Here is a 16,707-nt window from a genome sequence, read left to right as displayed (position 1 = left end):
GCTTATGCGCCGGGCATGGGCGTGTGCAACAGCCAGTTTTGGATGGCGGCGATGGCCTGTGCTTCGCGGGCTTCGAAATCGCCGCCGATCGGCACCGGGGTGATCCGGCGCTCCTCGAACTCGGCTTCGATCATCGCCTGGAAGCGCTTGCGGTCGGCGCCGCCGAACTGGCGGGTGCCATCGGCAATGAAGGGCACATCGGGGGCGAAGAGCAGGTAGAGCCCGGCGGTGGCGGGGATTTTGGCGAGCAACGTGCTGCCGCCGTGCAGCATCCGTGCCCAGGCGGCGGTAGTGACGATGTCGGTATCCTCGATGATGAGCCTGGGCGCCATGGCCTCGATCGCGGCCAGCCCGGCGCGGTGACCGTGCGCGATGGCGAGCAGCACGTCCGGCGTGAAATCGGTGCCGAACAGCTCGGCATGGGTGCGGCCGAACTCGGGCATGACCATGCCGCCGAAATGCGCGGCGAGCCTTGGCGCCAGCGTCGATTTGCCGGTGCTTTCCACACCGGTGAGGCAGATGCGGGGGATGTTCATGCGGCGCGGCGCCAGAGCTGCCAGATCCACAGCGCAAGCACGAGAAACACGCAATAGAGGGCGGTGGTGATCCACAGTCCCTGGCTTGCATACAGCGCCACCGAGACGGCGTTGACGACGACCCAGAGCGGCCAGGCTTCGACGCGCCGGGCCATGGTGAGCAGTTGGGCGGTGATCGACAGGCTGGTGTTGCCGGCATCGAGGAACGGGGCGGCGGCGGTGGTGAAGTGGCTGGTGATCAGGCCGAGCAGCAGGGCAAGGGCGAGGGTGGCGGCGGCTGCGCCGAGGCGCGCGCGCGAGGACAGGCCGGACACCGGGACCTTGTCATCCCTGCCGGCGACCTGCTGCCATTCGCGCCAGCCCCAGACCTGGGTGGCGATGAAGAAGCCCTGCAGCAGCACGGCGCTGAACAGCCGTGCCTCGAGGAAGACGACGGCATAGAGGCTGACCATGACCAGCCCGAACGGGAAGTTCCAGACCGACCGGCGGGCGAGCAGCAGACTATTGGCGAGGCCGAAGGCCGCGGCGAGCGCTTCAAGCGGGGGCATGGCTCAGGCTTGCAAAAAAACAGCCCCGGCCAGGCCGGGGCTGATGTTGTGGCGCTTGCGCGGATCAGGATTCAGCGCTGCCACATCCTGCCGCACAAATCCTGCCGGGCTTTGCTCAGAAGCGGTAGCGGACGAGACCGCCATAGGTACGCGGCTGGTTGCGATAGCCCGAAAGGCTGCCGGCCTGGGCGACCGATGGGAAGATGGTGGTGATGTAGGCGGCGTCGGTCAGGTTGCGACCCCAGGCGCTGACTTCGAAGCCCCCGCCCAGTGCCAGGGTGACCGAGGCGTTGAGCGATTCGACTTCGCGGCTGATGTTCGAGCCCTGGGCAATCGGAACATTGCTCTCATGCTGGTAATCGGCGTGGAAGATGAGCCGCGTGGTGTCCGACAGATTGGCTGTGTAGTTGCCGCCAACCGAGAGCGAGAACTCCGGGATGCCGGCGGGCCGCTGGCCGGAAAGATCGGTCGGGACGGTGCCGAAGGTGGGGTTGAGCGCCGAGCCACCGGTGAAGCTGTCGAACGTCGGGTTGAGATAGGTGAGCGATGCCGTGATGTTGAGGGCGCGGATCGGTGTGAAGCTGGTGTCGAGCTCGAAACCGAAGGTGGACTGCTTCTCGGCGTTGGCAAGGACGAAGCCGGTGCCGGTAAAGATGTTGCCCTGGAAGCCCTTCAGTGCCTGCTGGAAGACCGCGAGGTTGAAGCCGAAGCCATCGAACTGGCCCTTGAGGCCGAGCTCATAGACTTCCGCATCTTCCGGGCCGGCAAAGCGGGTGCCGCTGGTGAGGTTGGGCACGGCGAGGCCGGCCGCGCGAACCGGCGACGATGGCGGGTTGGTGACGGGCGAGCCCGGGATGAAATTTGCCCGCGTCGGCCGGCTGTCCCGCGACAGGTTGAATGACGACGCCTTGAAGCCGGTTGCGTAGGTGGCGTAGCCGCTGATGTTGTCGTTGAACTTGTAGGCAAGCCGCAGGGTGTACGACAGATCATTGTCCCGGGTCCTGCCGTCCTCGACCGCGTTGGGGAAGTTGAGGAACTGCGGCAGGAACTGCAGGGCCTGCAGGCCGAGCAGCGGGTTGACGGCCGGGTTGGCAGCAAGCGACGGGGGAACGCCGAGCAGCGTCCCGATGGCGACCAGATCGAGCGACGAGAAGACATCGGTGCTGCGGACATCGGTCACAACGTTCTTGCGATCGCGGGTGTAATTGAAGCCGGCGGTGAGGGTCAGCTGGTCGGTGAGCGAGAAATCGGCCTGGCCGAATGCCGAGATGGCGCGGTTGCGATAATCATAATTTTCGAAAACGCCCTGGCCTGCACCGCCGAGGCTGCCGACCGGCGCGACGCCGATCCGCTCGAGCAGCGTGTACGCCGGCCCTGCGGGCAGTGGCCCACCGGCAGGAATGTTGCCGGCGAGCAGGCTTGCATAGTTGCGAAAATCCCGGCCAAGGCTCAACTGCGGCGAGAACTCGATGTTCTCGTGGAAGTAATAGGCGCCGAGCAGGAAGTTGAAGAAGCCATCGAAGTTGGACGCGATGCGCGCTTCGGCGGTGTAGGTGTCGATATCGGTCTCGGCGCTGTTGCGACCGATCAGATCGGCGCTGGTGAAGTCCGAATCCTGATTGGTGAAGCTGCGCACGGCGCGATAGGCACCGATGAGGGTGAGGTCGAACGCGCCGACAGCCAGATCGGCCTGACCCGACAAGCCGTAGTTCTCGATCTCGTTCTCGGAATCGAAGTTGGTGGTGCTGGTCAGGGCCAGCGGATTGGCGGAATCGATGCGGCCGCCGAGCGCGCGAACCGCACCACCGGTCGGGCCATCGACGATGTTGACGACGGCGCAGCAATTCTCGTCGATCTTGTCGTAATCGCCGATGAAGCGGATCTTGAAATCGTCGCTCGCCTGGAAGAGCAGCGAGCTGCGGACACCCCAGCGATCACGCTCGTTGAACTCGGAGCCCGAGGCGAGATCGGTGATGAAGCCATCCCGCTTGTTGATGTTGCCGCCGATGCTGAAGGCGATGTTCTCGCTGATCGGGCCGGTGATGTCGGCGCGGGCGATGATCGCATTGAAATTGCCGTAGGAGAGTTCGGCATTGCCGCCGAACTCGAACTGCGGCTCGCGGGTGACGATCGAGATGATGCCGGCCGAAGCGTTCTTGCCGAACAGTGTCGACTGCGGGCCGCGCAGCACTTCGACGCGCTCGATGTTGGGAAGATCGCCGATCTGGGCGGCGGAGCGCGAACGATACACACCGTCGATGAAGACGCCGACGGAAGGCTCGATGCCGGGGTTGTTGGCGCCGTTGCCGAAGCCGCGGATGATGAAGTTGGTGTTGGCCGAGCTTTGCAGCTGCGAGACGCGAAGGCTGGGAACGAGCGTCTGCAGATCGAGAAGGTCCCGCACCTGCGCCTGTTCGATCTGTGCGCCGGTGGTGACCGACACCGAGATCGGCGTGTCCTGCAGGGTGGCGGCGCGCTTGGAGGCGGTGACGATGATCAGGCCTTCGTTCTCGTCGATTTCGGCCTGGGCGGCGACCTCCTGCGCAGAGACGGCTGTGGCGAGCAGGCTGACGCCCGCGAGAATGGCGAGACGGAATCCAATGGGACGCATGATTTGAGAACCTTCCCCGAGCATCGGCAGATTGATGCGGTTTTTGCGCATTCGAATGGCCGCCTTATGCATGGAGGCCATGGTATCGGGAAGGGGGGTTGTGAAATTGTTACACACGCACCCGCCATTGGCACCTTGGTGCGGCTGTTTTGCAACACTCGGCTAAAACATGGGGGCTCCGCCACCCGTGACTTTGGAGGGTGTGCCGCCGGGGCGTTGCGGCCTAGCATCGGGCCAAGGGAGACCGGCCATGACGAATTGGGTGACGACCAGGGCGCAGGTGAAGGCGTTTGTGGAGCAGCATGTCTATCCCGCGGAGGATGTGCTCGACAATGGTGTGCCGGGGGGAGCGCCCGACGAGGCGATGGCGGTGATGCGCGGGTTGATGGCCGAGGCGAAGCGGCAGGGGCTGTGGGCGCTGGGGCACCCGAAGCACATTGGCGGGCAGGGGATGCCGTTTCTCGATTATGTCTATGTAAATGAAGTGATCGGCCGATCCCAGCATGCGCAGGTGGCGCTGGGGACGCACTCGCTGCAGGACTCGATCATGCTCGACCTGTATGCGGCGCCCGAGTGGCGAGAGGCCTATCTGGCGCCGCTGGTGGCGGGCGACATCTTTCCGAGCTTTGCGATGACCGAGCCCGACATTGCCTCCTCCGACCCGACGCAATTGATGACGCGCGCGGTGCTGGATGGCGATGAATGGGTGATCGAGGGGCGCAAATGGTTCACCACGGGGGCTGCGGGAGCGGAATATACGACGGTGATGTGCCGCACCGAGGGTGATGATGTGGCGCCGCACAGTGCTTTCAGCATGATCGTGGTGCCGACGAAGACGCCCGGATATCGCATCATTCGTGACACGCCGGTGCTGGGGCTGAAGCACGGGCTGTCGGGGCATTATGAGGTGGCCTATGAGAATGTGCGGGTGCCGGCGGGCAATCTGCTGGGGACGCGGGGGGCGGGGTTCAGGATTGCGCAGCAGCGGCTGGGGCCGGGGCGGATTTTCCATTGCATGCGCTGGCTGGGGCAGGCGCAGCGGGCATTCGACCTGATGTGCCGGCGGCTGCACGAGCGCACGGCGTTCGGCGAGAAGCTGGCGGACAAGCAGCTGATGCAGAAGCATGTGTTCGACAGTGCGGCCGAGATCCAGGCGTGCCGGCTGCTGACGCTCGATGCGGCGCGCAAGATCGACGCCGGGGACGAGGCGCGGATCGAGATCGGCATGATCAAGGTGGTGGGGGCGCAGATGGTGCACAATGTGGCCGACCGGGCGATCCAGGTGTTCGGCGCCAAGGGGCTGACGCCCGACACGCCGCTGCACATCATCTACCGCCATGCCCGCGAGGCGCGGATTTATGACGGGCCCGATGAGGTGCATATCACGTCGGTCGCGAAGCGGTTGCTGAAGGCTTATGCGGGGAATGGGCCGGGGATCGACTTCGGCGAGCGCGATGGCGAAGTGGTGACCCGTGACGCCGCACGACCGTGACCGGTTGCAGATGGTGCTGGCGCGCGCCGCGCGGGTGCCGGTGCGGATCGAGCGGATGGTGGCGCTGACGGGGGGGGCTTCGTCGGAGACGTGGAGCGTGGATGCGCAGCGGGGCCGTGAGCGGTGGCCGCTGATCGTGCAGCGGGCGGCGGCGGAGCCTGAGCCGGGGACCTTGGCGCGCGCGGCGCAGGCGGGGGTGCAGGCGCTGGCCGGGCGGCATGGCGTGCCGGTGGCGGGGGTTGTGGCGGTGTTCGGCGAGCGCGACGGGCTGGGCGACGGCTTTGTGATGGACCGACTGGAGGGGGAGGCGCTGGCGCCGCGCTGGCTGAAGGACGAGGGGTTTGCCGGGGCGCGTGCGGCGCTGACCGGGCAATGTGCGGCGGTGCTCGCGCGGCTGCATGCGGTGCCGGTGGCGGAAGCCGAGGGGCTGCGGGGGGGATCGACGAATGCGCAGCTGTTGGCGATGTTCGAGAATTACCGGCGGTTCCGGGTCGACCTGCCGGTGTTCGACCTGGCCTTTGCCTGGATTGCCGAGCGGTGTGGCGATGCGCCGGCGGATGCGATCGTGCATGGCGATTTTCGCTCGGGCAATCTGCTGGTGGGGCGCCAAGGGCTGGTGGCGGTGCTCGATTGGGAGCTGGCGCATCTGGGGAGCGGGGCGGAGGACCTGGGCTGGCTGTGTGTGAATGCCTGGCGCTTCGGGGTGTGGCAGAAGCCGGTGGGGGGCTTTGGCGAGCGCGAGGACTTGTACCGGGCCTATGCCGACGCCGGCGGTGCGGCGATCGACCGCGCCCGGGCGCATATGTGGGAGGTGTGGGGGACGCTGCGATGGGGGCTTGCCTGTTTGCAGCTGGGACACGACCATGTGTCGGGCCGGGTGCGCTCGGTGGAGCGCGCGGCGATCGGCCGGCGGGTTTCGGAGGTGGAGGCGGATCTGCTCCACCTCATCCGCTTCGGGAGTGTGTGATGGCCGAACAGATCGAGATGCAGGCGTTGGTGGAGGCGGTGGCGGACTTCGTGCGCGGGCTGCAGCTGGAGGGCCAGGCGGCGTTTCATGCGCGGGTGGCGGCGGGCGCGCTGGGGATTGTGGCGCGCGAACTGGCGCAGGCGCCGCGTGCGGCGGAAGCGGCGGCGCTGGCGGGGTTTCTGGGGCGTGAGGCGCCGCTGGATACGATGCGTGCGGAGCTGTGCGGGCGGCTGCGGATGCGGCAGCTGACGCCCGAGACGCCGGGCCTGGTGGAGGCGCTGACGGCGGCGACGCTGGCGCGGCTGCGGGTGGACAATCCGCGTTATCCGACGCTCGAGCGGCTGGGTGCGGCATGAGGGTCGGGCGGCGGACGGTGATGGGGGCGGGGTTGGCGGCGATGGCGGGTGGGGCTGTGGCGCAACCCGTCGGCGTGCTCGATGATGTGTCGCTGGTGCCCGACGAGGAGCGGATGGTCGAGGTGCCGGGCGGGCGGGTGTATGTGCGGGTGAATGGCCGGCTGGCAGGCGGGCGGCTGCCGATCGTGCTGCTGCACGGCGGGCCGGGGAGCAGCCATGCCGGGCTGATCAATGCCACGGCCCTTGCCGCCGACCGGGCGGTGATCCTGTATGACCAGCTCGATTGCGGGCGGTCCGACGCGCCGGGGGACCCGGCGAACTGGACGATTCCGCGGTTTCTGGCCGAGCTGGAGGCGGTGCGGCTGGCGCTCGGGGTGGCGCGATGGCACGTCTATGGGGCGAGCTGGGGGGGCACGCTGGCGCTGGAATATGGGGCGCGCCAGCCGGCGGCGCTGGGCGGGCTGGTGCTGCAATCGCCGCTGGTCTCGACTGCGGTGTGGCTGCGCGATGCGGCGGCGCTGAAGGCGGGGATGCCGGCGGAGACGCAGCGGCTGCTCGATGCGTGCGATGTGCCCGGCGCGGCGCCCAAGGACGCGTGCGACGCGGCCACGCAAGCCTTTTATGCGCGGCATGTGCGGCTGCGAGCGGTGCCCGAGGCGCTGGCGGGCTATGCGCGCAGTGTGCGCAAGCCCGGCGATTCGCGCATCTATGAGGCGATGTGGGGGCGGGCGGAGTTCACGGCCTCGGGCACGTTGAAAGCGTATGATGGCCGGCCGCTGCTGGCGCGGCTCGATGGGCCGCGCACACTCTTCCTGGCGGGCACGCAGGATGAGGCGATTCCGGCGACGATCAACGGCTTTGCGGGGGCGGTGCGCGGCGGGGCTGCGTTCCGCGAGGTGCCCGATGCGGCACATGCGCTGTGGAACGACAATCCGCGCGCGCTGATGGCAGTGCTGCGGCCCTGGCTGGCGGCGCAGGACAGGGTGTGAGCCGGCGCGAGCTGCCTGCCCGACCGGTGGACAGCGCGGCGGCGGCCCCCTCGCCGATCCTCACCGCGCCGATCCTGCCGACGCTGATGCGGCTGGCCTTGCCGAACATGGGGGCGATGCTGGCGGGCTCGGCGGCGACGATTGCCGAGACGGCCTATGTGGGGCTGCTCGGCGTGGGGGCGCTGGCGGGGATGGCACTCGTGTTTCCGCTCATCATGCTGCAGGGCATGTTTTCGGCCGGCGCCATCGGCAGCGGGGTTTCGGCGGCGATCGCACAGGCGCTGGGGGCCGGCGAGCGGGCGCGGGCCGAGGCGATTGCCGCGCATGCCGTGTGGCTGGCACTGGTGGCGGGCGGGCTGACGTCGCTGCTCATGCTGCTGCTGGCGCGGCCGCTGCTGATGCTGCTGGGCGGACGCGGCGTGGCATTGGACGAGGCGGTGGCCTTTGCCGGCGTGGCCTTTCTGGGGTCGGCGATGGTGTGGATGCTCAACCTGCTGGCGGCGGTGCTGCGCGGCGTCGGCGCCATGGCCGCCCCGTCGGCGGTGCTGCTGCTGGCGGCGGTGCTGCAGGTGCTGGTCGGCGGCGGGCTGGGGCTGGGGCTGGGGCCATTGCCGCGGCTCGGCATGGCCGGGGTGGCGGCGGGGCAAGTGGTGGCATCGACCGCCGGGGCGCTGCTGCTCCTGGGCGTGCTGCGGCGCGGGCGGACGGGCTTGCGGCTCGATCTGTTCGGCACGCCGCTCAGCCGGGCGCGCTTTGCCGACATTTTGCGCGTTGGCGGGCCGGCGTTGATCTCGCCGCTGCAGACGATCTTGACGGTGCTGATCCTGACCCGGCTGGTGGCCTCTTTCGGACCGGATGCGCTGGCGGGCTATGGCATCGGCACGCGGCTGGAATTCCTGATGGTGCCGATTGCGTTTGCGGTGGGCGTCGCATCGGTGCCGATGGTGGGGGGTGCGATCGGCGCGGGCGATGTGGCGCGGGCGCGGCTTGTGGCCTGGACCGCCGGCGGCATTTCGGCGGCGATGCTGGGGGCCGTGGGGCTGGTGTTGGCGATCGTGCCCGATGCCTGGACGCTGATGTTCAGCGATGCGCCGGCGGTGCGTGCGGCGGCATCGGGCTATTTCCGCGGCGCGGGGCCGGGCTATGCCTTTTATGGCGCCGGGCTGGCGCTGTATTTCTCGTCGCTGGCGGCCGGGCGCGTGAAGGGCGTGGTGCTTGCGGGCACGGTGCGGCTGCTGGTGGTGGGGCTGGGAGCGGCGCTGATCCTGCGCAGCGGCATGGGGCTTTCGGCGGTGTTCGCGCTGGTGGGGCTGGGGATGCTGGCCTATGGCGCGGCGACGGCGCATGCCGTGCGCATTGCCGACTGGAGACGCCGATGACCGACCGCTCGATCGATCCCACCACCGATCAGGTGCGCGCCCTGCGCGATGCGGGACCCGAGGGGCCGGTGGTGATGCTCAACCTGCTCAAGTTTCGCGCGGTGGCGGAGTATGGGGCTGATGACAACGAGCCGGCGATGAGCGGGGCGGCGGCCTATGCCCGGTATCAGACCGCGTTCGTGGAGACGGTGGGGGCGGTGAGCAACGCTCAGGTGCTGTATGACGGGCCGGTGGGACAGGTGTTCATCGGGATGGCGGGGACGCCGGAGACCGATTGGGACAAGGTGCTGATCGTGCGCTACCCGAGCCGGCAGCATTTCCTGGCGATGATGGCCGATGCCACCTACCGGGAGGCGCTGCGCCACCGATATGCCGGTTTGGCGCGGACGGTGTTGCTGCAGTGCGGCGATCATCAAGGATGAACGGTTGCGCGGGTGCGGGGAATGACTAAACTGCGCCGACTGAATTTCTGACGAGAATTGGGAGTTTGATGGCCGGCCGTCCGATATCTCCGCGGCCGTTGTCGCCGCACATGACCATCTGGAAGTGGCGGGTGCATGCCGTTGTCTCGATGACGCATCGCATCACCGGCAATGCGATGGCGATGGGGGCCGTGGTGCTGTTCCTGTGGTGGCTGATTGCCGCGGCGACCGGGCCGGAGGCCTATGCGCTTTTCCTGTCGGTGGCGACGGGCTGGTTCGGCATCCTCGTCGGCATCGGCTTCACCTGGGTGTTCTACCAGCACATGGCATCGGGCATCCGGCATCTGGTGATGGACACCGGACAGAATTTCGATCTGGCTGCCAACCGCGCCTCGGCGTTCACCACCTTCATCGCTTCGGTGGTGCTGACAGTGGCGACCTGGGCGATCATCTTTACCACCAAGGGATTTTGACCATGGGTGCCGGAACCGAACTCGGCCGGGTGCGGGGGCTGGGGTCTGCCAAGGACGGGGTGCACCATTGGTGGCTGCAGCGGGTAACCGCGGTGGGCAATCTGGTGCTGATGCTGTGGCTGATCTTCTCGCTGGTGCGGCTGCCGTCGCTCGACCATGCCAGCGTGGTGCTGTGGCTGCGGCAGCCTGTCGCTGCGGTCCCGATGCTGCTCCTCATCGTCTCGGTGTTCTGGCATTTCCGACTGGGTGTGCAGGTGTTGCTTGAAGATTACAGCCATGGTGCGGCGCGGGTCATCGGCATGCTGGCACTGAATTTCTATGTATTGGCAGGGGCGGCCGCAGGTGTTTTCGCCGTCCTCAAGATCGCACTCGGAGCGGCGTAAATGGCTGAAGCCTATCAGATCATCGATCATGTCTATGATGCCGTCGTGGTGGGCGCCGGGGGCTCGGGGCTGCGAGCGGCGATGGGGATTGCCGAAGCCGGGTTGAAGACGGCGTGCATCACCAAGGTGTTTCCGACGCGCAGCCACACCGTGGCGGCGCAGGGCGGGATTGCAGCTTCGCTCGGCAACATGGGTCCCGACCATTGGACCTGGCACATGTATGACACGGTAAAGGGCTCCGACTGGCTGGGCGACCAGGATGCGATCGAATATCTGTGCCGCGAGGCGCCGGCGGCGGTTTACGAGCTCGAGCATTTCGGGGTGCCGTTCAGCCGCACCGAGGCGGGGCGCATCTATCAGCGGCCGTTCGGCGGCATGATGCAGAACATGGGCGAAGGCCCGCCGGCGCAGCGCACCTGTGCCGCCGCCGACCGCACCGGCCATGCGATGCTGCACGCGCTCTACCAGCAGAGCCTGAAGTATGCGACTGACTTCTATATCGAATATTTCGCGATCGACCTGATCATGGTCGATGGCGAGTGCCGCGGCGTGATCGCCATCAACATGGACGATGGCTCGATCCACCGCTTCCGCAGCCACAAGACCGTGCTTGCCACCGGCGGCTATGGGCGCTGCTATTTTTCGGCGACGAGCGCGCACACCTCGACGGGTGACGGCGGCGGCATGGCGATCCGTGCCGGCGTGGCGATGCAGGACATGGAGTTCGTGCAGTTCCACCCGACGGGCATTTACGGCGCCGGCGTGCTCATCACCGAAGGGGCGCGCGGCGAGGGCGGCTATCTGACCAATTCGCAGGGCGAGCGCTTCATGGAGCGCTATGCACCGAGTGCGAAGGACCTGGCGAGCCGCGATGTGGTGAGCCGGTCGATGGCGATGGAGATGCGCGAAGGCCGTGGCGTGGGCAAGGAAGGGGACCATATCTTCCTCCACCTGAACCATATCGACCCGGCGGTGCTGCACGAGCGGCTGCCCGGCATTTCCGAGACGGCAAAGGTGTTTGCCGGGGTGGATGTGACGCGCGAGCCGATCCCGGTGACGCCGACGGTGCATTACAACATGGGCGGCATCCCGACCAACTATCATGGTGAGGTGGTGACGCTGAAGGACGGCGACCCGGATGCCGTGGTGCAGGGCCTGTTCGCGGTGGGCGAGGCGGCGTGCGTGAGCGTGCATGGCGCCAACCGGCTGGGATCGAACAGCCTGATCGACCTGGTGGTGTTCGGTCGAGCGACCGCGCACCGGATCGGCGAGACGCTGAAGCCGGGGACGGCGCATGCGCCACTGCCGAAGGACTCGGCCGACCTGGCACTGGGGCGGCTCGATGGCTTTCGGCATTCCAAGGGCGGCTCGCCGACGAGCGAAGTGCGGCTGGCGATGCAGAAGACGATGCAGGCGAATGCTGCGGTTTTCCGCACCTCGGAAATTCTCGACGAGGGGACGCGCAAAATCGACGCGATCTACCAGCGCATGGCCGATATCGGCATTGCCGACCGCAGCCTGGTGTTCAACACCGACCTCATCGAGACGATGGAGCTCGACAACATGATCGGCCAGGCGGTGCTGACGATGCACATGGCGCAGGCGCGGCACGAGAGCCGCGGTGCGCACATGCACGAGGATTATCCCAAGCGCGATGACGAGAGCTTCATGAAGCACTCGCTGGGCTGGTTCCGCGATGGCTCGGTGGAGCTGGCGCAGCGGCCGGTGCACGAATATACGCTGACCAGCGAGATTCAGTACATCAAGCCGAAGGCGCGGGTTTACTGATGGCGAAGGTCAACTGATGGCTTTGGGCCCGGCCATTCTGCTCGACGTCGCGCTGAACCCGCGCGTTCAGGATGTGGCGGGCAAGCTGTTCAATTCGGTGTATTCGCGCATTTTCAAGGCTGGACCTGTGAAGCCTGCGGCGCCAGACCTGATCGAGCTGCGGGCGCTTGCACCCGCCGAAAAGCTGGTCGCCGAGCGGCTGATGGCCATCGAGGGCCAATTGGCACGGATGCCGACCGACGACGAGATGGCCACCGCCTTTGCGTCGCTGCAGGCGGAAGTTCGGCTGGGCCAGAAGCGGATGTGGCTGGGGATTGCCGGCTTTGGTGCGTTGGATTCCTTTCTTCTTTTTGCCCTTTATCTGCGATGAGATCTTCCGATGGCTGAATTTTCCCTCCCTGCGAACAGCAAGATCAGCAGCGCCGGCAAGCGCTACCCGGCACCGGCCGGGGCGAAGAATGTGCGCGCGTTCAAGGTGTATCGCTGGAACCCCGATGATGGGGCGAACCCGCGCTACGACACCTATGAGCTCGACCTCGACGAGACCGGGCCGATGGTTCTGGATGCGTTGATCAAGATCAAGTCCGAGGTCGACAGCACGCTGACCTTTCGGCGGTCGTGCCGCGAGGGGATTTGCGGATCGTGCTCGATGAACATCGATGGGCTGAACACGCTGGCGTGCACCCAGGCGATTGCCGACATCAAGGGCGAGGTGCGCGTGCTGCCGCTGCCGCACATGGAGGTGGTCAAGGACCTGGTGCCTGATTTCAAGCACTTCTATGCGCAATATGCCTCGATCAAGCCGTGGCTGCAGACGGTGACGCCGACACCCAGCGGTGAAGAGCGGCTGCAGAGCGTGGAGGACCGGTCGAAGCTCGACGGCCTTTACGAGTGCATCCTGTGCGCATGCTGCTCGACGGCGTGCCCGAGCTATTGGTGGAACAGCGACAAGTTTCTGGGGCCGGCGATCTTGCTGCAGGCGTATCGCTGGCTGGCGGACAGCCGCGACGAGATGACGGGTGAGCGGCTCGACCAGCTTGAGGACCCTTTCCGGCTGTATCGCTGCCACACGATCATGAACTGCTCGAACGTGTGCCCCAAGGGGTTGAACCCGGCGAAGGCCATCGCGGAGATCAAGCTGATGATGGTCGAGCGCGCCGGCTGATTTCGGGGTCTGGGGCCTAAGGCCCCAGCCGCCGGAGGCCCCTTGTCTGTTGCAGCGCAGCAGCCTAATCCGGGGTGATGGCACGTGAACGCATCCCCGAAGGTCCCAATGCTGGCTGGACGCGCTGGCGGCGTGATCCGGATGGGCGCTTTGCGTCGCTGCTTGGCGATTTCCTGTTTCGCGAGACCGAGGCCGGCGATGTGGTGTGCCGGATGGAGACCGACCGGCGGCATTCGAATGGCCTCGGCTATGTGCATGGCGGCTTCATCATGTCGTTCATCGACATGGCGATGTTCTCGTTCATCTTTCGGCAGCTGGAGAACAGTGCGGCGGTGACGCTGAGCTGTGCGACCGATTTCTTGAGTGCCGGGATTGTTGGCAAGCCGATCGAGGCGAGTGGCGAGATCTTGAAGGAAACCGGCAAGATGCTGTTCGTGCGTGGGTTGGTGACGCAGGACGGGGTGAATGTGGCGAGTTTTACCGGCACGATGCGCAAGATTGCGCGGCTGCCGCGGCCCGAGGGCGATGGTGCGGCCGAGCGGCCGGTGAGCACGCAGGTCGATTGATCGCGGCATGGCGCGGGTGCTGGCCGCTTATCAAGGGCTGCTCGACCGTGGCGAGCTTCGGCCCGATGCGGCGCAGGCGGCGGTGGCAGTGCGGCTCGATGCGCTGGCCGATGCGCTGGAGCGGCCGGTGGAGAAGCCCGGGTTTTTTGCGCGGCTGAAGGGCGAGACGGCGGCGCCGGTGCGCGGCGTGTATCTCCATGGCGGGGTGGGGCGCGGCAAGTCCATGATGATGGACCTGTTTTATGCGCATCTCGATGCGAGCCCGAAGCGACGGGTGCATTTCCATGAGTTCATGCTGGAAATCCATGCGCGGCTTCATGCCGAGCGGGGGCATGGTGGGGCCGATCCGTTGCGCAAGGTGGCGGCGGAGGTGGCAGCGGGGGCGCGGCTGCTGGCATTCGACGAGATGCAGGTGAAGGACATTGCCGATGCGGCGATCCTGGCGCGGCTGTTCGAGGGGTTGTTTGCGGCCGGGGTGACGGTTGTGGCGACAAGCAACCGGGTGCCTGGGGACCTCTACAAGCAGGGGCTCAACCGCCAGCTGTTCCTGCCTTTCATCGCGTTGATCGAGGCGCGGTGCGATGTGCTGGGGCTGGATGGGCCAACCGATTACCGGATGGCGCGGCTTGGTGGTGCGCCGACCTGGCATGTGCCGAACGGGCCGGCGGCGGCCGATGCGATGGCGGCGGCGTTCTTCCGGATGACCGATTATCCGGTCGAGGACCGGGCGATGGTGCCGACCGAGACGATCGACGTGCCGGGGGGACGGACCTTGTTCGTGCCGAAGTCCTTGAAGGGGGTGGCGGTGTTCTCGTTCAGCCGGCTGTGCCGAAAGCCGCTGGGGGCGGCGGATTACCTGGCGGTGGCGCGGCGCTTTCACACAGTGTTCCTCGTCGGCATTCCGGTGATGGGACCGGAAAGCCGCAACGAGGCGACGCGGTTCATCACGCTGATCGACGCGCTTTACGAGCAGAAGGTGAAGCTGATCGCGGCGGCGGATGCCGAGCCGGCGGGGCTATATGTGCAGGGGGACAATGTGTTCGAGTTCGAGCGGACGGTGTCTAGGGTGATGGAGATGCAGTCGGTGGATTATCTGGCGCTGGGGCATGGGAGCTGAGGCGAGGGTGGGAGCCTGCGGCGGTTGAGGCGTTGGGCCGCAGACCTCGTTTTCTTGGGCCATCGAATGCTTTTGACGCTTTAGGTCGCGAGCTGATGAATGGTCATGACCCTAAAAGTGCCGACCGTTGACGTTGCACTCAGAGTGGACGCTGAAGCCGACATTCCTTAGACATCGTTGACTTGGCGGGTTTTGGGCCGATTGCAGACTGCGAGGCTCTGGGCCCGCATCTGCTAAAGCAGCCATTCCGGCGGCTGCACGGAAAAGCGCAGTTCCAGAACTGTGAGACTGGTTCGATTGCCAGCCTAGCTGCCTGGCAGGGCCGATCTCCCTACCGACCCTCGCCATAGGCCTTCTGACGTGCAAGGCGTTCGGCGTAGGCGCGGATCGGCCTCTCGAGTGGCGGCAGCAGCTCATGAAATCCGTCATGCAACCGCTGCGCCATGCGATCGAGACCGCTGATAAGTCGGTGAACGTCTTCCATGCTTTCGCATATGTGCTGCTTTAGCCGCACGCTCGTATCGCCCGACGCATCCAAATAGGCTTGATCGACCTCTCCGCCCTTATGCTCACAAACGTGCCGGCGCAGGAACATGCGCTTTAGGAACGCAACCTCGCCCGTTGCTAAGCCCGTAATCAGGTTGATATCGAACCACTGCAGCACATCGAGGGTCGCGTCGAGATCATGGCACCGGCCGCGCTGCAGACGTTCGGCACGTCGCTTCGACAGGGGCACGACATCAAGGAATTGTTTGGTATATTGGCCGACGAGATTGTCGAAAGCCGAAACCGCATCCCACACCGCTTGTCCGCTCTTTTCCGCTGTTGCGATAGTGCGCAATGCGGCCATGTCGGATCGGAACACCGCCAGATCATTGCGCGTGCCGCACGCCGAGCAATAGGCAAAGCGCCCGATCACGTCATTGTACTCGTTGCAGGCCGCGCAGGTGAATTTATGTTGCTGGCTTTCCTCGGACACATAGAATGGGGGTCTCTCACCTTCCTGACCGGCGGCATCGGCCACAGCGTCCATGTCGATGGTGATGCTTACATCTTGATCGGCGTTCAGCGCCTCGGTTAGGGCATGACACGAATGTGCGACATAACGCTGCTGCGCGTCCGACAGGAAGTTGAAGGGTTGATCCTGAAATCAGCAGTAAGGGCAGAGCTGCGGCCATGGCCCGCTGCGCCAATAGCCCCTACACGCAGGACAATGGTGGCCGAATTTTCCGTGGCTGTCCGACCCGATTATAATCATGTAGCAGCCACCGACCGGAGGCAGCTCATGCTGGCCGCCAATCCCGCCCAAATTTACTGACGCAATGGGAATCCCCTGCTGAAGCGCCCAGACGGCGATCATGGACATGAGGTTTGGGCGTGAGCCGCTGTAGGTCTGCTGATGTTCTCGTCGGCCCTGCTCGTCCGTCCTGACACTGACGGTGATTTTGCCACCCGAATGGGCAATTTCTTCAAATTCCGCCATCTCGCTCCCAGGCCGTTCGAGCCTTGAGAAACGACGGCGCGAATACTCTAGCATGGTGACAGCTTGCTGCGCCGTATTTTCACGGACCCTAGCACCCACATTCTGGGGAGCCAAGTTTCAGTCACCATTCACATGTAGGGTCGGTGTCCGCTCTGTGAAGAGATAGCTATAAGCACGAATGACCGACTTTAGAGCGGCAAGCTGCCGATTAGCTTTGCGCAGGCAACCGTCCATTCTGTAGTTCTTGGTATTGGGAAAAGAACCCGCATCTGATCAAACGATTGTGAATGTCCGATCCGTGAGCCCGCGTCTTATGCGGTGCGAAAACCAACTCATAGGGTCTGGCGACTGTATTGGCGGTCAAGCTGGTTTTTGCCATCGGGTGCTGGATTTGAGGATGGCGTTGGCGGCGACGACGAGTTTGCGGGCGAC

General features: G+C 65.7%; 17 protein-coding genes. 13 read left to right on the top strand and 4 right to left on the bottom strand.

All coding sequences use genetic code 11. The features are described from left to right. Positions 1–2: 2 nt before the first annotated feature. The 3 genes from FHS79_RS15765 to FHS79_RS15755 form a co-directional block, all read right to left on the bottom strand. Positions 3–536 (bottom strand): AAA family ATPase, encoded by a 534-nt coding sequence (locus FHS79_RS15765; RefSeq protein ID WP_184202324.1) that lies wholly within the window; start codon positions 534–536, stop codon positions 3–5. After that, a complete protein-coding gene (pnuC, locus tag FHS79_RS15760; protein ID WP_184202322.1) occupies positions 533–1,084 on the bottom strand; it encodes a nicotinamide riboside transporter PnuC in 552 nt (183 codons plus the stop codon). The genes FHS79_RS15765 and pnuC overlap by 4 nt, the downstream gene beginning before the upstream one ends. Positions 1,085–1,199: 115 nt before the next feature. Next, positions 1,200–3,695 carry a TonB-dependent receptor gene (locus tag FHS79_RS15755; RefSeq protein WP_184202320.1) on the bottom strand — a complete coding sequence of 832 codons (2,496 nt, stop codon included), beginning with the start codon at positions 3,693–3,695 and terminating at the stop codon, positions 1,200–1,202. Positions 3,696–3,945: 250 nt separating this feature from the next. On the opposite strand from FHS79_RS15755, the gene FHS79_RS15750 reads away from it, so the two are divergent. The 13 genes from FHS79_RS15750 (at position 3,946) to zapE (ending at position 14,792) form a co-directional block, all read left to right on the top strand. Further along, positions 3,946–5,187, top strand: coding sequence for an acyl-CoA dehydrogenase family protein (locus FHS79_RS15750; RefSeq protein ID WP_184202318.1), 1,242 nt, complete (start codon positions 3,946–3,948; stop codon positions 5,185–5,187). Beyond that, a complete protein-coding gene (locus tag FHS79_RS15745) occupies positions 5,168–6,154 on the top strand; it encodes a phosphotransferase family protein (RefSeq protein ID WP_184202316.1) in 987 nt (328 codons plus the stop codon). Before FHS79_RS15750 ends, FHS79_RS15745 begins: the two co-directional genes overlap by 20 nt. Beyond that, the gene (locus FHS79_RS15740; RefSeq protein ID WP_184202314.1) at positions 6,154–6,510 is read left to right on the top strand and encodes a DUF6285 domain-containing protein; all 357 of its coding nucleotides are present in this window, start codon (positions 6,154–6,156) and stop codon (positions 6,508–6,510) included. Before FHS79_RS15745 ends, FHS79_RS15740 begins: the two co-directional genes overlap by 1 nt. Further along, positions 6,507–7,499 (top strand): proline iminopeptidase-family hydrolase, encoded by a 993-nt coding sequence (locus tag FHS79_RS15735; protein ID WP_184202312.1) that lies wholly within the window; start codon positions 6,507–6,509, stop codon positions 7,497–7,499. The genes FHS79_RS15740 and FHS79_RS15735 overlap by 4 nt, the downstream gene beginning before the upstream one ends. Further along, complete coding sequence (locus FHS79_RS15730; RefSeq protein ID WP_207792393.1) at positions 7,496–8,878, top strand: MATE family efflux transporter; 1,383 nt, start codon at positions 7,496–7,498, stop codon at positions 8,876–8,878. The genes FHS79_RS15735 and FHS79_RS15730 overlap by 4 nt, the downstream gene beginning before the upstream one ends. Then, entirely contained in the window at positions 8,875–9,300 is a 426-nt protein-coding gene (locus tag FHS79_RS15725; protein WP_184202310.1) for a DUF1330 domain-containing protein, read from the top strand. Before FHS79_RS15730 ends, FHS79_RS15725 begins: the two co-directional genes overlap by 4 nt. A 68-nt stretch (positions 9,301–9,368) precedes the next feature. Continuing rightward, on the top strand, positions 9,369–9,773 hold the full coding sequence (sdhC, locus tag FHS79_RS15720) for a succinate dehydrogenase, cytochrome b556 subunit (protein ID WP_184202308.1): 405 nt from the start codon (positions 9,369–9,371) through the stop codon (positions 9,771–9,773). Between the two features lie 2 nt (positions 9,774–9,775). Then, a complete protein-coding gene (gene sdhD / locus FHS79_RS15715) occupies positions 9,776–10,156 on the top strand; it encodes a succinate dehydrogenase, hydrophobic membrane anchor protein (RefSeq protein ID WP_184202306.1) in 381 nt (126 codons plus the stop codon). Further along, positions 10,157–11,944 (top strand): succinate dehydrogenase flavoprotein subunit, encoded by a 1,788-nt coding sequence (sdhA, locus tag FHS79_RS15710; protein WP_184202304.1) that lies wholly within the window; start codon positions 10,157–10,159, stop codon positions 11,942–11,944. A gap of 73 nt (positions 11,945–12,017) precedes the next feature. Next, positions 12,018–12,314, top strand: a complete 297-nt coding sequence (locus tag FHS79_RS15705) for a hypothetical protein (RefSeq protein ID WP_184202302.1) — start codon at positions 12,018–12,020, stop codon at positions 12,312–12,314. Positions 12,315–12,323: 9 nt separating this feature from the next. After that, a complete protein-coding gene (locus FHS79_RS15700) occupies positions 12,324–13,109 on the top strand; it encodes a succinate dehydrogenase iron-sulfur subunit (protein WP_184202300.1) in 786 nt (261 codons plus the stop codon). 77 nt (positions 13,110–13,186) lie between these two features. After that, positions 13,187–13,675, top strand: coding sequence for a PaaI family thioesterase (locus tag FHS79_RS15695; RefSeq protein WP_184202298.1), 489 nt, complete (start codon positions 13,187–13,189; stop codon positions 13,673–13,675). 7 nt (positions 13,676–13,682) lie between these two features. Further along, positions 13,683–14,792, top strand: coding sequence for a cell division protein ZapE (gene zapE, locus FHS79_RS15690; protein ID WP_184202296.1), 1,110 nt, complete (start codon positions 13,683–13,685; stop codon positions 14,790–14,792). Between the two features lie 331 nt (positions 14,793–15,123). On the opposite strand, the gene FHS79_RS15685 is transcribed toward zapE, so the two are convergent. Beyond that, positions 15,124–15,825 carry a hypothetical protein gene (locus FHS79_RS15685; RefSeq protein WP_184202294.1) on the bottom strand — a complete coding sequence of 234 codons (702 nt, stop codon included), beginning with the start codon at positions 15,823–15,825 and terminating at the stop codon, positions 15,124–15,126. Between the last annotated feature and the right edge of the window lie 882 nt (positions 15,826–16,707).

Source organism: Polymorphobacter multimanifer, assembly GCF_014205635.1.
Lineage (GTDB): Bacteria > Pseudomonadota > Alphaproteobacteria > Sphingomonadales > Sphingomonadaceae > Sandarakinorhabdus > Sandarakinorhabdus multimanifer.
This window is presented reverse-complemented; position numbering and strand designations above follow the sequence as displayed.

Coding starts and splice junctions, on each gene's coding strand:
- FHS79_RS15765 (WP_184202324.1), bottom strand. CDS start 536: ATGAACATCCCCCGCATCTGCCTCACCGGTGTGGAAAGCACCGGCAAA.
- pnuC (WP_184202322.1), bottom strand. CDS start 1,084: ATGCCCCCGCTTGAAGCGCTCGCCGCGGCCTTCGGCCTCGCCAATAGT.
- FHS79_RS15755 (WP_184202320.1), bottom strand. CDS start 3,695: ATGCGTCCCATTGGATTCCGTCTCGCCATTCTCGCGGGCGTCAGCCTG.
- FHS79_RS15750 (WP_184202318.1), top strand. CDS start 3,946: ATGACGAATTGGGTGACGACCAGGGCGCAGGTGAAGGCGTTTGTGGAG.
- FHS79_RS15740 (WP_184202314.1), top strand. CDS start 6,154: ATGGCCGAACAGATCGAGATGCAGGCGTTGGTGGAGGCGGTGGCGGAC.
- FHS79_RS15735 (WP_184202312.1), top strand. CDS start 6,507: ATGAGGGTCGGGCGGCGGACGGTGATGGGGGCGGGGTTGGCGGCGATG.
- FHS79_RS15725 (WP_184202310.1), top strand. CDS start 8,875: ATGACCGACCGCTCGATCGATCCCACCACCGATCAGGTGCGCGCCCTG.
- sdhC (WP_184202308.1), top strand. CDS start 9,369: ATGGCCGGCCGTCCGATATCTCCGCGGCCGTTGTCGCCGCACATGACC.
- sdhD (WP_184202306.1), top strand. CDS start 9,776: ATGGGTGCCGGAACCGAACTCGGCCGGGTGCGGGGGCTGGGGTCTGCC.
- sdhA (WP_184202304.1), top strand. CDS start 10,157: ATGGCTGAAGCCTATCAGATCATCGATCATGTCTATGATGCCGTCGTG.
- FHS79_RS15700 (WP_184202300.1), top strand. CDS start 12,324: ATGGCTGAATTTTCCCTCCCTGCGAACAGCAAGATCAGCAGCGCCGGC.
- FHS79_RS15695 (WP_184202298.1), top strand. CDS start 13,187: ATGGCACGTGAACGCATCCCCGAAGGTCCCAATGCTGGCTGGACGCGC.
- zapE (WP_184202296.1), top strand. CDS start 13,683: ATGGCGCGGGTGCTGGCCGCTTATCAAGGGCTGCTCGACCGTGGCGAG.
- FHS79_RS15685 (WP_184202294.1), bottom strand. CDS start 15,825: ATGGACGCTGTGGCCGATGCCGCCGGTCAGGAAGGTGAGAGACCCCCA.